This window comes from Xanthomonas melonis, from assembly GCF_020783655.1.
Taxonomy (GTDB): Bacteria; Pseudomonadota; Gammaproteobacteria; order Xanthomonadales; family Xanthomonadaceae; genus Xanthomonas; species Xanthomonas melonis.
Map to the genome: position 1 here is coordinate 203,475 of NZ_JAJGQH010000005.1, position 17,264 is coordinate 220,738.

General features: G+C 64.8%; 4 protein-coding genes. 1 reads left to right on the forward strand and 3 read right to left on the reverse strand.

The window, feature by feature from the left end:
- The first annotated feature begins 85 nt into the window (after positions 1-85).
- Positions 86-430, forward strand: a complete 345-nt coding sequence (locus LL964_RS07030; RefSeq protein ID WP_039419023.1) for a SymE family type I addiction module toxin — start codon at positions 86-88, stop codon at positions 428-430.
- Positions 431-479: 49 nt separating this feature from the next.
- On the opposite strand, the gene LL964_RS07035 is transcribed toward LL964_RS07030, so the two are convergent.
- The 3 genes from LL964_RS07035 to LL964_RS07045 form a co-directional block, all read right to left on the reverse strand.
- Complete coding sequence (locus LL964_RS07035; RefSeq protein WP_046934926.1) at positions 480-785, reverse strand: hypothetical protein; 306 nt, start codon at positions 783-785, stop codon at positions 480-482.
- A gap of 2 nt (positions 786-787) precedes the next feature.
- Positions 788-15,181 (reverse strand): two-partner secretion domain-containing protein, encoded by a 14,394-nt coding sequence (locus LL964_RS07040; protein WP_228329397.1) that lies wholly within the window; start codon positions 15,179-15,181, stop codon positions 788-790.
- 71 nt (positions 15,182-15,252) lie between these two features.
- Positions 15,253-16,953, reverse strand: coding sequence for a ShlB/FhaC/HecB family hemolysin secretion/activation protein (locus LL964_RS07045; protein WP_104586379.1), 1,701 nt, complete (start codon positions 16,951-16,953; stop codon positions 15,253-15,255).
- Positions 16,954-17,264: the final 311 nt, after the last annotated feature.

The following is a 17,264-nucleotide window of genomic DNA, read 5'->3' on the forward strand; positions in this document are numbered from 1 at the left end:
GCCCGCCGGCTACGTGCGGTTTCTAACCTCCCGACATCCCGTCGCTGATCGGCGACGGCGCCTGTTCGCAACGGAGGGCTTTGCCATGCATCAATCGCCATCCCCCACACGCAAGCGCGTAAAGCGTCAACCACCCCGCGACGCGGTCTGGCACATCAAAGAGTCGCCGCGTACCCCGCTGCTCACGCCCGAAGAGGTTCAAGCCGCCAACGCCGCCGACCTTGCCAAACAACAGCGCGCAAAGCGTCGCCCGCGCCCGCCGCAGCAGCTGACCGTCGGTTATGGCTACTACCCCGCCAGCGATCAACGCGTTCCTACGCTACGCCTGCGCGGTCGCTGGCTGGAACAACTGGGGTTTACCATTGGCCGCAAACTACAAGTCCGTCTGCGAGAAGGCGAATTGATCGTAAGCGTGACTGAAGAGCATTGAAGTCCGTTAAACCGAACTACCTCTCAAATTCCGACGACAGCCCATGCTGTCATTCATAATTAAAATTAACCTTTACTTGCTCTCCTTTTTTGAATGAAATTACGAAAGACGTCCAATCCTCTCCACGTCCAACAGCCATTTCCTTCAAAGACCTTGCAGCCTTATATATCAACGAGTCATTTATCGAAAAATTGCACTGATCGACATCAACGCCATTCAATTTAACAACCAGAGCAGTATCAATGTATCCGCACCCAACTACAACCTCATACTCTAAGAAGTCATATTCAACACCCACCCCAACTTCAATAGCATTCAATATCTCACTCAGCAACTCTACATCTTTAGTAATCATCTTCACTTATCCACTGGAAATTTTTTTGACTCATTTTCGAACACTCTCGTTCTAACTTTACCATCAATCGTGTAAGTCACACTCAAGGTATCAGGGCGCGGAGAATCAGGCCTAGCTCTTCCATACTTTATAGTGGTTTGGCCAACCACTCTCCCCGGATCGTTAAGCGCTCTTTTTATTTCGTTTTCATAGAACACTTTGTAGGCCGAATTGTTAAAGTTAGAATCCTGAGGAAAAAGATTATATCCGTCACACGACCCTCCTTGGCTGCAGGCCTGGGCATGCCCACCTACGTCAGTATCGCGTCCCTCTTTTCCTGCTGCCGTCTGTCTTGAATCACGCGGCACCTTCACATTTGAAGGAGTGAAACTCAATTCTTCCACCTGACCCGCAGAATTCGTCTTAAATGAATTACCATTATCGAGCTCGTAACGAGTGTTTGGGCTCCTGGCTGCAGGGCTATTGAGAATATCATACTCAGCCGTACCTTTAGCAGCCTTACTCGAATCTATTTTGACAGTCAAATTATTATCGGAAATCTCATGCAGCTCAACCTTTATATCTTTGGCTGCATCTATCTTACCTCCAATACCTTGAGCACTTTCTACGACGCTCTTTGCACCAGCGCCAGCTGTCGTGGCACCAATTGCGGACATCGCCGAGTTGACACCCATCTCAGCCATCACGCTGCTGGCGGGCTTAACCGAATCAAGCTGCTGCTCGTTTTGAGCCCCTAGGCCGTAGGTACCAATAACTTTACCAAATGGGTCGATCAAGTACTTCTGCTTAGCACTTTGAAGGAACTCTCCTGGCGCGGAGTTTTCAAACAGCGTACTCGCAACGGTCTTGACCGGGCCGCCAGCAGCCGCCATCGCCACGTAAGCGAGCGCCAATGCTGTGTCTTGGCCCAGCCAGTTGCTTGCCCTCTCAACGCCGCGACCACCACTCTCGATGACCCCGCTGACAAGCTGACCGGCGTGCAGTAGCACCCCGGACGATTTACCAACCACCTCTACTGCTGGAAGCTTCTCGACACTTCCAATAGCAGCAAGAGGCTCGCCATCAGGGCCAATGCTCTGTACACCTTCAACATAGACCTTGCCCACCATGCCAAGAAGAATCTTCTGATCCTCCACGCCGAGCGCACCAAAACTCTTGCCGTATTCCTTCTGTGCCGATGCTTCAACCAGCGCCATGCCCGCCATGTTGTTGGCGACGCCAGGCGTCGTAAGCGCGGCCGCAAGGCTGGCCGGATCTGCACCATTCTTGATTGCCTCGTTGATCAGCGTACGCATGCCTTGCAGTAAAGCCTCATCACCGCCCGCCATCTCACGCAGAGCATCGGAGGCTAGCAGCTGTCGCTTACCGTCACGGTAGTCGTAATAACCATATTGCTGGGACGTGTTGGCAGCGATGGCGCCCGACGTGGCATCCCCCATCAGACCGCCAGCGATCAGACCCAGGCCAATGCTGGCCAGGTTCATCGCCCCTTCGTGGGCGATACCATCCCCATCCATACCCTTGTTGATAACTCCTGATAGCTTGGTCAGGAATCCTTCGTTGGCAGCCACACCAGCAGCAGCCCCTAGAGCGCTGCCCCCGCCCAGGCTCGCCTGGAATACGCCTGCCAGCACCTGCGTCGCCATCTTGGCGTTGCCGCCATCGGACCATTGCTTCAGGCTGGATTGAGCCGCGTCACGCCGTACCACTGCTGCCGCACGCTCTTCATCGGTTGTGGCTGCCTGATAGTCCGCGGCGGCAGCCTTCAGTTCTTCTGTTGCCGCGTCACGCCGTGCAGCAATTACTTCCCTGGCAGTACGGAATCCGACTTCGCCTGCAACCTGGCTCAGCTCGACCTGTTCCTGCAACTTGTTTGTGTCAATCGCCTTGACGCTATTGCCATCAAGTACTGAGGCGCTGCGCTTCAGACCGTCCAGGGCGCTGAGATCCTTGTTACGTATTTCAATAGCACCCGCAGCAATGTCACTGCGAGTCGTACTCGTTGCATTGCTATTGGCGCTTCCCAGAGCACTCAGCCCTGCACTTGCAGCCGATTGCACCAACCCGGCACCACTGGTTCCCGCACCCACGCCGATATTCGATGCCTTTGCCTTGGCTTCGTTCTGAAGAACGTCTACCGTCAGGCTTTCCGTGGACAGGCGATTGAGCGCAGCATCCGCCGTGCTTGCAATTGCACCGCCAATGAGGTGCGTATTGCCGCCCACCGTGATGTCGAAGCCGCCATTGCCAGCCTGGATGCCGCTTTGTTCGGTCACGCTGGTGTAGCTGCTGTTGACCTTCTGCTGGCTGTAGCTCGCGCTGCTTCCGCTAAAGCCCCACACCAACGTCATGCCCGCCTGTTGCTGCTTGCTCTTGTAGTCGCTGGTGTCTTGCTCACTTTGGATCAGCAGGTCACCGCCAACATCGGCCAGCACTCTGTCGCCGACTGCTTGCGCCCCCTTGATCGTAGTGTCGTTACCACTGACCAAAGTCAACCTGTCGTTGGCGGTCACCACGCTCTCAGCGTGTACGTCACTATTGCCCTTGGCACTGCCTTTACCCGCATAGGCAGTGAGATACACACCTGTCGTGGTCCCGACGCTGACACCAATCTCGCCACCGGCGTTCTTGTTCTCCGACTTGTTGGTGTTGGTCTCCAGGTTGCTCAGCAAGTTCAGATCGTTCGCCGCAGACAGCGCGACATTTTCACCATTGATCTTGCTACCAATGACATTCAGGTCACCGCTGGTCGCCGCGATGGTGACGTTGCCGTCGCTTAGGATTCGGCTACCACCAGTGGTTTCCTCATGCGTGGTCGTCTTGCTCGACGCACTGCTGGCACCGATCCCGATGCGTAGACTCACACCGCCCATACTGCTGCCAGCGGCCGCAGCTGCCTGATATTCGGCAACGCCATCGCTGACGGCGTAACCCGCCTTGGCGGCATAAAGTGCTTTTAGACGGTCATCCTCTACCTCTGAACCACGTTTGGTTGCGCTGTAGGCCGCTTGCGCTGCTGCAACCACGCCCCCTGTCAGCCCCAACGTGATACCCGCACTCTGCTGCTTGGACGTCTGCACCGTGTCCACGGTGTTTTCTGCCGCCGCAATCGTGACCTCCTTGCCCACAATGGTGGTGCTGGTGGCGCTCAGCACATCGCTGCCGGTGATGGCGACCTTGTTGCCAGCGGTCATCGTCACCGAGCCGTCGGTGCTGCCGACCAGGCTGCCGGTATTGGTGACCTCGGTGACGTCCAGGCCGTCGGTCTTCTTGGTCACGCCCAAGGCGACACTGAATCCACCACCGCCATACAGGCCGGACTTCTTGACGGTCTTTTCGTGTTCCTCGCTGTGCGTGTTCTGCACCGTGTCCAGCGTGAGGTTGTTGCCGGCGGCCAGCACCACATCGCCCGTACTGGCCACCTGCGCACCTTGCGACAGCAGGTCGTTGCCTGCCGCGATCTGCACCGTGTCGCCGCTGAGCGTGGTGGTGACCGCCACGGTGTCCTGCCACGCATCATGAGTGGTAGTGGTCTTGCTGCTGAACGTGCCCTTCTTCTTCTTGGTCATGTCCTGCACGGCATCGTGCTGCTCGCTGGCGGCGAGCAGGTTGACGTCGTTGCCGGCGGCCAGGGTGATGCCGCCTTCCTTGGTGGCGGCCGATGCGGCGGTGAGGGTGATGTCGTTGCCCGCCTGCATGGCGAGGTTGCCGCCGGCGGTGAACTCGGTGCCGTGGACGGTTTCGTCGCGGGTGCTGGTGGTCTGCCTGAAACGCTTGCGTGTCTCCAGGACATCGCTGGTGTCCACCGTGGTCAGGGTGCTGGCGTTGATGTCGTTGCCGGCGCTGACGCCCAGCCCTTTGCCTGCATCGAGTTTTGCGGCGACCAGGTTGACGTCGTTGCCGGCGCTGAGGATCAGGTTGCCGCCGGCGGTGAGCGCCTGCTGATCGATGGTCTGCGTGGTCGTGGTGGTGGTGACGCGGGTCTTGCCGTTGCGGCTCTTGTAGCTATCGGTTTCGGTCTCGTTGAGGACGGACACGACGTTGAGATTGTTCCCCGCGGCAGCGATCAGGTCGCCGCCGGCTTTGACCTCGGCCTGGCGGATGGTCAGGTCGTTGCCGGCGGTCAGCTGCAGGCTGTCGCCGGTGCTGATGCTGGTGCGGGTGGTGGGCTTGCCGTCGAGACCAGTGGCCGGCGTCAGCGAGAGGTCGTTGCCCGCCTGCAGTGCCGCGCTGCCGCCGGCCTTGATGGTCACGCCATGCAGTTGCAGGTCGTTGCCGGCCGAAACGATCAGGTCCTTGCCCGTAATGAGCGAGACGGCGTCGCCGCCGCGCAGCAGGCCGTTGTCGTCACGCAAAGCGCTGGGCGTGAGGCTGAGGTTGTTGCCGGCGATCAGCGCCGCGCTGCCACCCGCCTGCACGCGGGTGCCGGTCAGGGTCATGTCGTTGCCGGCCATCAGCTGCAAGGTGTTGCTGGCGCTGATGCCGGACAGGATGCCGGCGCCGTTGATGGCCCTGGACGCTTCGCTGACCAGGTTGTTGCCAGCGGCCAGCGCGACATCGCGGCCCTGGATCTGGCCCTGGTTGAGCAGGTCGTTGCGCGCCTGCAACGACACCGTGCCGGTGCCGCTGATGCGGCCCTGGTTGAGAAGGTTGCCGGCGGTGACGCTGACGTCGGCGCCCGCGATGACGCCCTGGTTGCTCATGGCGTTGGTGGCGTTGAGTTCGACGTTGCCGCCGGCGATCAGCGCGCCGTTGCCACGCAGCTGCAGCGAGTTGGACGCCAGGTAGACCACCGGCACCAGCACGGTCTGGCCCTGGTACTCCTGCTCCACCATCCATACGATGTCCTGCGTCAGTGCAGCGGCCTGCGCGGCAGTCAGGCCCACGCCCATGCTCAGCTGCAGCTGGCCTGCGGCGGCCACGCCGGACTCGAGCAAGGCGCGGTATTGCGCCACGCCATCGGCGTAGTTGCTCAGGTAGCGGCGGCCGGTGAGCTGGGTGATCTGGTCCAGCACCAGGCGCTGCTCGTAGAAACCATCGCCCAGCCGGGTCTGGGTCCACTCCGGGTCCACGCCCAGCTTGTCCAGCAGGAAGTCGCTGCTGATGAAGTTGTCGTAGTTGACGAAGCGCGGATCGGTCTCGATCAGGTAACGACGGCCCGGGCCGTTGCTGCGCCAGGCGTTGATGCCGCCCAGGCTGGTGGCCGCGCGGCCCATCGCGGTGCGGTCGGTGGCGGTGCCGTTGGACAGGCGATACAGCCCGCCGATGGGCAGATCGATCTGCGCCAGCGAGGTCTGGCCGCCGCCCACAAGCTCGGTTACCGGGATGCTCGACGGATCGACATCCACCCGGCCCTGATTGGCACCCACGACGATGCCGGTGCCGGCTGCGGTGGTCTGCACCGTGGCCTGATCGACCGTGCTGCGCGCCAGGCCGCTGTCGTTGGACATCACCGGCGCGACCGACATCGCGACGATGCCGCCGGAGGTGGCCAGCGTGGCGTCCTGCGTGTTGGCGCCGACTTGAGTGCCTGCGCTGCCGGAGGTGCCCGTGGCGACCCGGATGCTGCTGGCGCCGCCATTGGCGCGCCCGGTGACTGCCTGCTGACCCGCACTGGCTGCGCTCTGCCTGCCGCGGCCGCTCAGGCCACCTTGCGCGCCGACCGCAGCCAGCGACGCGCCGCTCACCGCGCGCCCATCGATGCCGACAGCGCCATTGCTGATGTTCGCGCCGTTGATGCTGACGCCCTGGTTGCCGGTCATGCTGGCGCCCAACGCAATGTAGCTGCTATCGGTAGTCCCTCTGCCTACTACATTCTCCCAAGTCTCCCAATAACAAAGAACGCGACCTCCGACAGGCTGCATACAATCGTTATACACGGCCTGCGCAATATACTGAGTGTCAGTGTAATTAACCGTTTGACGCAGTCCGAGCGCCTGATTAAGCGCCGAATCTCCCAAGGAAACAATGCTGTCAGAGATGCCGGAAACACCGTACTGATTCAGCCAGAGCGCGCCTGCCGCAGCAATTGTCGAAGTGTTATTAGTAACGTTTGCGGCAATTCCTATGTTACTGCCGGCAGCAATACGGCTCTCTGCGCTCGCGGCAAGTAGCTGCTCACGCTCGACCACTTCGTAGGAACGATAGATGCCTGGAGTGTGCCCGCCATAGAGCGATGGAACGATCGTACCAGGATCGACTTCCGGCATCGGATCTACCCGAATCACATCCTCGGGAAGGGTGGCGTTTATCTCATTTTGTTCTGCAATGCTGAGCGGACCCGTTTTCGTGCTCAGTACCCGCCTCCGATTATTCAGCTGATTCGCCGCAATCAAAATGCTCCCATCCGCCTCGATACTGCCCGACAGGTTATTCACCACGCCAGTGCGCGAGACCAGCGTACCGCCGCCATCCTGCGCCGCACCAATGGCGATATTGCCGAGACTGAAGATGCGTGCGTCGCGGTTGAGCAGCTGATCGCGCACGACAAGATTCATATTGCCGGTCGAACCGAGCAAGGCCGAGCCATAGGCCGCATTGCCGGTGGCGCCACCGAAGTCGGCGCCGTTGACCAGGGTGCCGGTGTTCACCGAGACGTTGCCGCCGACGACGCTGCCGGTGTTGTAGACGCTGTTGGCCACCAGCGACAACGCGCCGTTGCCGGAGATGTTGCCGGCGTTGTCGATGAGGTTACCGCCATTGAGGCGGGTGTCGTTGGAGAGGATGTTGGCACCGGCACGGTTGCTGATGCTGCTGGCGGTAATCTCCAGCCGGCGCGCGGCCTTGAGCGTGGCCTCGTTGACCAGGTTGCCGCCCACGCGCAGGTTGAAGTCGCCATTGCTGACCAGATCGGCACCGGCACGATGGGTGTAATCCCCGCGCAAGGTCAGATCCAGCAGGTTCTGCGCCAGGATGCTGCCGCCGCCGTCGAAGCCGACGGTGTCGATCAGCACATTGCCTGCTCCGCCGCTGACGCTGCCGGCACCGATCTGCCCGCCGGCATTGCTCAGCGATTGCAGCCACAGCTGCACCGACTGCTCGCCCTTGATCCTGCCGTTGCGGTTGTCCAGGAACGCGCCCGCACGCTGCAACAGGACATTGGCGCCGGCGTAGACGCTGCCGCCCTGGTTGTTCAAACCGTTGGTGTTGGCGATCAAATCGCCGGCGGCGACCAGTTGCCCGGCGTTGTTGGCGATGGAGGCGGCATAGATGACCACGCTGCCACGCCCGCCCAGGTTGCCGCTGGTATTGGTCAGGTCGCCGCCGGTGACGATGCGGGTCAGGCCACCGCCGTTGTTGACGATGCTGCCCTGGGTATTGTCGATGCGCGCGCCGGAGGCGGTGAGTGCGTTGCCGGCGTCGAGCTGGCCACCGCCGTTGAGCAGTGCGCCGCTCACTGCCACGTTGAGATCGCGCCCGGCACTGAGCTTGCCGCCCTGGTGATTGTCCAGCTGGCCGCGTGCGGTGATGCCGAGGTCGCGCGCCGCTTGCAGGCTGCCGCCGGCGCTGCTGATGTTTTCTGCGGTCACGACCGCATCGGTGCTCGCACCGATCAGGCCATTGCCGTTGTCCAGGCCACGATCGAGCTCGATGCGCAGGCCACCGCCCAGGTTGCCGCTGGCCACTGACTGCACCGTGCCCCCCGCATTGGCGAGACTGGCGGCGCGCACGCTCAAGCCACCGCCGCTGGCCTGCAGCAGCCCGCTGCGGTTGTCCACCGCGCCGCCGCTCTGCACGGTGAGCGCGCGCGCAGCGACCGACCCGCCGACATTGGCGAGGCTGGATGCGGTCAGGCTTGCATCGCCTGCGGCGGCAACCGTGCCGGCCTGGTTGTTCAACGTGCCGGCAGCGCCCAGGGTCAGCTGACCCTGGGTGAGCACGCGCCCGGAGGCGTTGCTCAATCCGCCGCGACTGGTGACCGCGAGCGTGCCAGTGCCGGCATGATCGATGCGGCCCTGGGTGTTGTCGACGCTGGCAGCGGTGATGGTCAGGTCCTGGCCATTGCTGGCGACGGTGCCTGCGGTGTTGTCGAACGCGCCGGCGAGGCCAAGGCGGGCCTGGCCGACGCCGCTCTGGACCAGACGGCCACCGGCGTTGTTCAAACTGCCACCGTCGATGCCGAGCTGGGTGGCCTGCAGTTGCCCGCCGACGCCGTTGAGCCGGCCGTTGTCGATGGCACCGCCGGCCTGGATGGTCAGCATGCCGCCTGCCAGCAGATCGCCGCCACGATGATCGAGACTGCCGGCGGTGGTCAGCGCCACGTTGCCGGTGGCGCGGGTCGTGGCGCCGGCCAGGGATAGCTGGCTGCCCTGCGCGAGCAGGGTGCCGCCTGCGAGCAAGCTGCCGGATGCGCTCAGCTGACGGTCTGCGGTCAGACGCAACGTCCCGGCGCTGCCCAGGCTGCCATCGCCGGCGATGCCCGCGCCCACGGTACCGGCGATGGCGATGTCGCCCGCACGCAGGCTGAGATCGCCCGCCGCGGTGGTCTGGCCGGCGTTTTCGATGCGCGCGCCCTGCAGGCTCACGCTGTGACCGCTGACCACGCCCTGCTGCCGCAGCACCGTGTCGCTGGTCAGCGTGAGCTGCTGCGCGGCCAGTTGGCCGGCCACGGTGAGATCGCTGCTGGCGCGCAGCTCCAGCGTGCTGCCTGCGCTGAGGTTGCCGCTTTGCGCCAGGGTGCCGCCGGCCTGCGCAGAGAAGGCGCCTGCCGATGCCAGATTGCCGCCGAGCTGCAGATTGCCGCGGCTGATCACCGCGACCGCGCCGCGTTCGCTGCCCAACTGGCCACTGCTGCTGAGCTGCCCGGCCTCCACGCGCAGGCTGTTGCCGCCGATCAGCCCGCCGCGGTTGTCCACCGCACCGGACGCGGTCAGCCCCAGGCCGCTCACGCCGTATGCCTGCCCGGTCTGGCGCAGCGCGCCCAGGCCGAAGGTCAATTGATTGCCGGCACGCACCGCGCCGGCATTGTCGAGCAGACCGGCGATGGACAAGGTGGCGTCGCCCTGCGCCAGCAGCACGCCCGTGCCGGTGTTGCCCGCACTGGCGGCCGTGGCGGTGAGGTTCTGCCCGGCCACCACCTGGGCGGCGTTGCTGAGCGCATCGTTGGCACTGAGCACGATGTTGCGATCGGCCTGCGCCAGGCCGGCGACGGCCAGTTGCCCGGTGCTGCGCAAGGCCAGATCGCCGGCAGCATCGAGTGCACCGCGGCTGTCGATCGCCGCGCCATCCAGGGTGATGTCGCCGCCGCTCTGCAGCACGGCGGCCTGCCCGGTGGCGATGCTGGCGCCACGCAGGCTGGCGCTGCCGCCACTGGCCGCCTGCCCGTCGAACACCAGGCTGCGCTGGGCCTGCAAGTCCAGCAGCGTTGCCGATTGCAGCGTGCCGGCGGCGGTGAGGTCGCGCCCGGCCTGCAGGGCGAGCGCCTGCGCCTTGAGCGAGCCACCCTGCTGCAGATCGCCACCGGCGCTGGCCTGCAGCGTGTTCGCTGCGGCAACCACACCCTGCAGCACGGTGTCGCCGCGGCTGCTCAGCACCACCGTGGAGGTTTCGCTACCGAGCTGGCCGCTGCTGCGAAGGCTGTCTACGTCGATGCGCAGCGCGTCCTTGGCGATCAGGGTGCCGCGGTTGTCCAGCAGCCCGGCGACATCGGCGGTCAGTGCCTTGCCGGCAATCGCGGTGCCGCTCTGGGTCATGCTGGCGGCGGTTATCTGCAGGTCGTCGCCGCTTTGCAGCGTGCCGGCGTTCTGCAACGCGCCGGTCGTCAGCACGAGGCCGCGCTCGGCGGCCAGGGCGCCTCCGTCGGCGTTGTCGATGGCGCTCGCCTGCAGCGTGAGATCGCGGCCGGCGACCACCTGCCCGGCATTGCGCAGGCTGCCATCGGCGCTCAGCACGACATCGCCCGCGGCCTGCGCGACACCTGCCAGCGCCAATGCGCCGGTACTGCGCAGGCGCAGATCACCGCCGGCATCGAGCGTGCCACGGCTGTCGATCGCCGCACCGTCCAGGGCGATCTGCACGCCGCTTTTGAGCACGGCAGCGGCGCCGGTGGCGATGTTGTCGCCACGCAGGTTGGCATCGTTGCCTGCCTGCGCCTGACCGTTCAACGTCAGGCTGCGCTGCGCCTGCAGATCCAACGCAGACGCGGACTGCAAGGTACCGCCGGCAGTGAGGTCGCGGCCGGCCTGCAATGTCACGGCCTGCGCGTTGAGCGAGCCAGCCTGCAGCAGATCGGTCCCTGCGGTGGCTTGCAGCGTGGTCGCCGCAGCCACGACACCTTGTAGATCGATCGCGTTCTGGCTGCTCAGCGTCAGTGCGCCGTTGACCGAGCCGAGTTGCCCGGTGCTGAAGATGCTGTCGGCGGCGATGCTCAGATCCTTGCCGGAGACCAGCTGGCCGGCGTTTTCGAATGCACCCGTCGACGCGATCGATAGCGCATTCCCGCTGTAGACACGGCCGCGCTGCAGCAACGTGCCGGTGTTCAATGCAAGGCCGCGCTCGCCGTGCAGGTTGCCATTATTTTCCACCACCCCGGCGACATCGACGCGCAGGTCGCGGAGCGCACCCAGGGTCGCAGTTGCGGCATTGTTGGCGCTGGCGGCCTGCACGTGCAGATCGCGGGCCGCCACGACTTGAGCGCCATTGTTCAACGCAGCGGTCGCCGTCAGCGCAACATCGCGCCCGGCCTGGACCACCCCGGCCAGCGCCAGATCACCGGCGCTGTGCACAGTCAGATCGGTCGCCGCATCGAGCGAGCCACGGCTATCGATGGAGCCGCCATCCACGCTGATCGCGGCCCCGCTCTGCAGCACGGCTGCAGCACCCGTCAGAATTGTCGCTCCGGTGACACTTGCGTCACCGGTACTCGATGCTTGCCCGTTCACGGCGAGCGTGCGCTGCGCCTGCAGATCCAGGGTGGATGCCGATTGCACGGTGCCGTTCGCAGTGAGGTCGCGACCAGCCCTCAACGTCACCGACTGTGCCTTGAGCGAACCGGCTTGCTGCAGATCGCCACCCGCAGTCGCACGCAATCCAGTGGCTGCTGCAACCACACCATCGAGTTGCAGCGCGCCCTGGCTGGTCAGCGTGACATCGGCAGCTTCGCTGCCCACCTGCCCGGTGCTGCGCAGCGTGCCCGCATCGATCTGCAGCGCGTTCCTGGCGACCAGATTGCCGCGACTGTCCAACGTGCCAGCAATCGTCGCACGCAACGTGTTGCCCGCAGACGCGCTACCGCGCTGGTCCAGGCTTGCAGCACTGATCTGCAGGTCGCCACCGGCCTGCACCCGGCCGGCGTTGTCGAGCTGCGCCACGGTGGTCAGTGCCACGTTGCCCTCGCCTGCCAGCACACCGTTGACGGTGTTATCCAGGCTGCCTGCCTGCAGCGACAGAGTGCGACCGGCAAAGAGGTGCGCCGCGTTACCGAGCGTACCGGTGGCGTCCAGGCTCACGTCGCGGCCGCCTTGTGCCACACCCGCCAGCGTCAGATCGCCCTGGCTGCGGATCTGCAGATCGCTGCCCGCATCCAGCGTGCCGCGGCTGTCGATGGTTGCGCCGTCCAGTGCGATCGCGCCTGCGCCTTGCAGCAGCGCATCCTGGCGCGTCGTCAGCGTGGCAGCGCGCAGTGAAGCATCACCACCGGCCCGTCCCTGCCCGGCAAACGTCAGTGCGCGCTGCGCTTGCAGATCCAGCGTGGATGCCGATTGCAGATTGCCGGCGGCCGTGAGATCGCGCCCGGCACGCAGTGCCAGCGATTGCGCGCGTAGCGAGCCTGCCTGCTGCAGATCGCCCGCGGCGCTGGCCTGCAGCGTGGTCGCAGCGGCAACCACGCCTTGCAGCGTCATATCGCCTTGGCTGCCCAGACGAACACCTGCAGCTTCGCTACCGAGTTGACCGCTGCTGCGTACGCTGCCGGCATCGATCTGTAACGCATTGCGGGCGACCACCGTGCCTGCGTTGTCGAATGACCCGCTCATCGCGGCCGAAAGCGTATTGCCCGAGCCGGTACTGCCGCTTTGCGTGAACGCACCTGCGGTCAGCTGCAGATCGCGTGCCGCATACAGGCTGCCGGCGTTGTCCAATGTGCCGGCCGTGCGCACGCGCGCACTGGCATCCGACGAGAACGCGCCACTTTGCGCGTTGCGCAGCGAGGCTGCCTCGACATCCAGTGCGCCGGCAGCAATCACCTTCGCGCGGTTCTGCAGTGCTGCGCCCGCCTGCAATGTCGCCGAGCCGGCGCTCTGCACAGTGCCGTCCAACGCGAGGTCGGCAGCACTGGCGATGCGCAGGGTGCCACCTGCATCGATGACACCATCGTGCTCGACCGCCGCGCCGCGCAACTGCAACGCGCCATCGCTACGGAGCTGGCCACGCTGACGCAGCGTGCCGTTCGCCTGCAAATCGATGGCCCCTGTCGAACCCACCACGGCATCGCTGGCGAGCTCACCGCCTGCGGCGATCACCAACCCACCGGCGGTGGTCTGCAAGGTACCGGAGAGCGCGGTATCGCCGCCGCTACGAAGATTCACGCGACCGGCGTTGACGACGCCGGATACCTGCGCATCCGCTGCGGCGTCCAGGTCCAAGGCAGCGCCTGCCACGGTGTTGCCGCTCAGCACCAGACTGCCACGGCTGCGCAGCGTGGCCTCCCCACGCTGGCTACCGATATCGCCGCGACTTTCCAGCTGCGCCGCGTCGATGGTCAGCGCATTGCCCGCAACGAACATACCGCGATTGACCAGATCACCCGCAACCGCCGCCTGCGCGTCGCGTGCGGCAGACAGACTGCCTGACGTGGTCACGGACGCTGCTTGCAAACGCAGATCGCGGCCGGCGTAGCCGCTACCGGCATTGTTCAATGCACCTGCGCTGCGCAGTTCAAGATCGCCACCGGCAGAGACTGCGCCACGCTGTGCGATGTCGATGCTCGCCGCATCGAGCGCCACTGTATCGGCCGCGATCAACTGACCCTGCAGCTCCAGCCGGCCGCCGGCTTGCACACCGGCACCCTGCCCGGCCTGTGCCAGTCCCGCCAAGCGCACATCGCCATTGCCGTTGATCCGCAATGCAGTTGCCGCATCCAGCGTGCCGAGTGCATCGATGGTATCGGCGTTCAGCGCAAGCGCTGCACCACTCTGCAAGGTGCCGGAGATCGCAATCTGCGCCGCCTGCAGATTGGCGCCGGTACCACCATAGGCCACGCCACCGCTGCGCAACAGTCCATCGGCGCTCAGATCCAACGCACCGGTGGTATGCAGGCTGCCATCGGCATTCAATTGCGAACCGAACAGACGGATCGATCCTGCGCTGCTGCGGCCCACATGGTCCACCGCACCACCGGCTTGTGCATCAAGCATGCCGGCGGCGACCAGGTCGCCCGCAAGCGTCATGCTTGCCGCACGCAGGTGCACGTCGCCTTGTTGCGAGCCGAGCACGCCGCGCTGATCCAGCGCGCCGGTGGCGCGTACATTCATGCCATCGCGCGCCACCGCAGTGCCGCCCAGACTCACCTGGCCCGCACTGTCGATCTGCAGATCGCCGCTCTGCGCCGCCAGGGTGCCGCGGCTGACCACGCCCACCCCGGCTTCGGTGGCGATCAGGCGGATGCGGTCGGCATACATGCCGCCCAGCTGCGCCACGTCGATGCCGATCGACGGCGGCGATCCATCGGTACCGGGCAGCACATCCAGCAGCATGCCGTCGTAGCTGACCCGACCGACGCCGGCGTTGGCCACCAGTTCCCGGGTCCAGATCGATCCCTCGACACCGAGCTGCCGAGACAGCAGATCCAGGCGGTCCACGGCGAACGCGTCCAAACCGTTGCTGCCGATCGTCAGCGCACCGCCGGTGACGCTGAAGCCATTCAACGCGCCATCGGCGCCGAGATTGGGGGTGCCGGTGGTCAGGGTGACGCGTGAGGTATTGAGGAATCCGCAGCCATCGCAGGAGATGCCGTTCGGGTTGGCGATCACCAGTTGTGCCCGGGTGCCGGCGATTTCGGTATAGCCCTGCAGACGGCTGCTGGCCGAGGTGACCTCGTTGAGGATCAGCGAGGCGGCGCCGCTGCGCTGCAGATTGTCGTTGCCGGCCACGTAGCCGCCCAGCTCGGTCCTGGAGATCTGTGCGCTGTTGTTGAGGATCAACCCGTTCGGGCCGACATTGAAGGTGCCGTAGCGGTTGTGCGAGATGCCGCGCGCATTGGGCGCCACGATATCCACCACCGGCACGCCGTTGGCGGCGACCTGTTGCCCCGGGGTCTGCCCGCCGGGGTTGGCCGTCGGTGCGACCTGCGCCCATGCCGGGAACGATGTCCAGGTGATGGTGACGCAGAGCAACAGCGCCACCGCGCGCTTGCCCTGTTCGGCCACGTAATCACGCACGCTCATCGCTTCGATGTCCATCGTTTCTCTCTGGCCGCCTGTCGGCGGCATCAATCAGCACAGCGCGCTGCCGGTCGGCAGCGCGATCCAAATCAGAACTGGTAGATCACGCGCGCGCCGTAAGCCGGCTGCGCGCTTGCAAAACCGTCGGGGCGGTGAATGGCCCAACCCGCGAACGCATCCACGCTGGCGCCGAACCATCCGCCGCGCAGACCCAGCGCACCGCCGACCAGACTGCGACCACGCAGCCCGCTGGCACTGGTGCCATCGATGCGGCCCGCGTCCAGGCCCAGGTAGGGCGTCAGCCCGATCCGCTGGATCGGGAAACTCAGGGTATTGCGCCAGTACGCGCCTTTTTCCGCACCCAGGTTGGCTTCGCCATCGAAGCCACGCACGCTGTAGCGGCCGCCGATGGTGAGGAATTCCGAACCGAGCAGCAGTTCGCCGGCGGTCTGCGCGCGCAGGCTGCTTTCCCACGCCATCGCTACCGGGCCCAGCTTGAATGGCAGCGCCGTGCTCACATCCAGCGTGGTCACGCCATAGCGAAACGTCGGGAAGCCGATCTGCGGGTCGTAATCGGTCCACTGGCTGTCGAACCAGGGCGTACCGCGCCGATGCGCAATCCGCGCATCCAACTGCAGCGCGCCCAGATAGCGCCGATGTGCGAGATAGAACTCCGCACTGCTGGTATCGCGCCGCTGGATGCCGATTTCCACCCCGTCCAGGTAGCTGCGCGCACGCCGCCGGCCGATGACCACGCCGGCGGAGGTCTTGCTGGTGGCGTCGCGATGCAAGATGCGCTGCAGATCCAGCTGCACGTTGCTGGATTGGCCGCTGGAGCGAAAGGTCTGCAAAAACCCGTCCACGCGCTGGTGATAGCGGTAGGACGATGCCGACAGCGCGAACGTCCACCAGCCCCACGGCAGGCTGTAGCCAAGACTGTTGCCGCGGGTGCCGCGCTCGTCGTCGCGGCTGGCCAGATCGTGGCTGTAGCCGACGCTGAGCAGATCGTTCAAGCCCAGCGGATTGTCCAGCGAAAGATCCAGCCCACCCTGCACACGACCAGTGGCGTCCACACCCGAATCCTCGGCATTGACCACACCGCGCCAGCGCCGGCCGTGCTGCAGGGTGATGACCAGATCCGATTCGCCCGGCGCGTCTCCCGGCGCGATATCGATCTTGGCGTCCTGCGACGGCAGGCGCTTGAACTGCTCCACCGCCTGTTCGATCGCGCGCAGGTCCAGCAGATCCCCGCCGCGCAACGGCAAGGCCGTCTTCCAGCCGGCGCCATCGGTGTCGGAAACCACACGCACCGCCCGCAGGCGTCCGGGCAGCAGTTCGAAGCGCAGTTCGCCACGCGACAGATCCTGCTCGGGCACCCCGATGCGGGTGGTGACCAGACCACGCGCCACCAGTTGATCCAGGGCGCGGCGGCGGATGATGTCGATGCCGGTGCGGCCGATGCAGCGCCCCTGGTAACCGCGCAGCGATTTCCACAACCACGCAAAGCGTGCAGCGTCGTCGCCCGCGCCGGACAGGCGCACGCGATTGATCGGGAAACACAGTTGTTCCTTGGGCAGCACGGTGCTGCGTGCGTCCACGCGCTCGGGCTCCTCGCGCGGGCCGGCGAAAGGCGCCTGGCGCTCCTGCTCCTGACGGCGCTGGATCTCTTCGGCCTGACGCAGCTGTTCCTGCCGGTCCAGGCTCGTCGGCGCAGTTTGTTGGGCAGCCGCCGGCCTGGCGACCGCCCACAGGCAGGCCGCCAGCACCAACGGTGCCGATCGCATCCACATCTGTCATGCCCCCTGTGCCACGGTCGCGCCTGGGCGCGCCGCCGCCCGCACCGCCACGCCTGGCCGCCAGAACGGCGACGCCAACCGAGGACGCGGCGAGTGCGGCGGTACTGTGCGGTCGCGTCAATGGTGCGTCAACGCGCGCTGTAGGGGCCACCCTGTAGGAAAAGCCTGACAATCAGACTTATGTGATGAAAATCACACTAAAAGTGAAGAATAGCGGGCCTCACTCTGCTGCATCGAATCGCATGACTGCGCAATCGCAGACGAAACTTCGGCAAAGCCGCTAACAACTCCACCGAAACTGCCAA

Coding starts and splice junctions, on each gene's coding strand:
- LL964_RS07030 (WP_039419023.1), top strand. CDS start 86: ATGCATCAATCGCCATCCCCCACACGCAAGCGCGTAAAGCGTCAACCA.
- LL964_RS07035 (WP_046934926.1), bottom strand. CDS start 785: ATGATTACTAAAGATGTAGAGTTGCTGAGTGAGATATTGAATGCTATT.
- LL964_RS07040 (WP_228329397.1), bottom strand. CDS start 15,181: ATGGACATCGAAGCGATGAGCGTGCGTGATTACGTGGCCGAACAGGGC.
- LL964_RS07045 (WP_104586379.1), bottom strand. CDS start 16,953: ATGTGGATGCGATCGGCACCGTTGGTGCTGGCGGCCTGCCTGTGGGCG.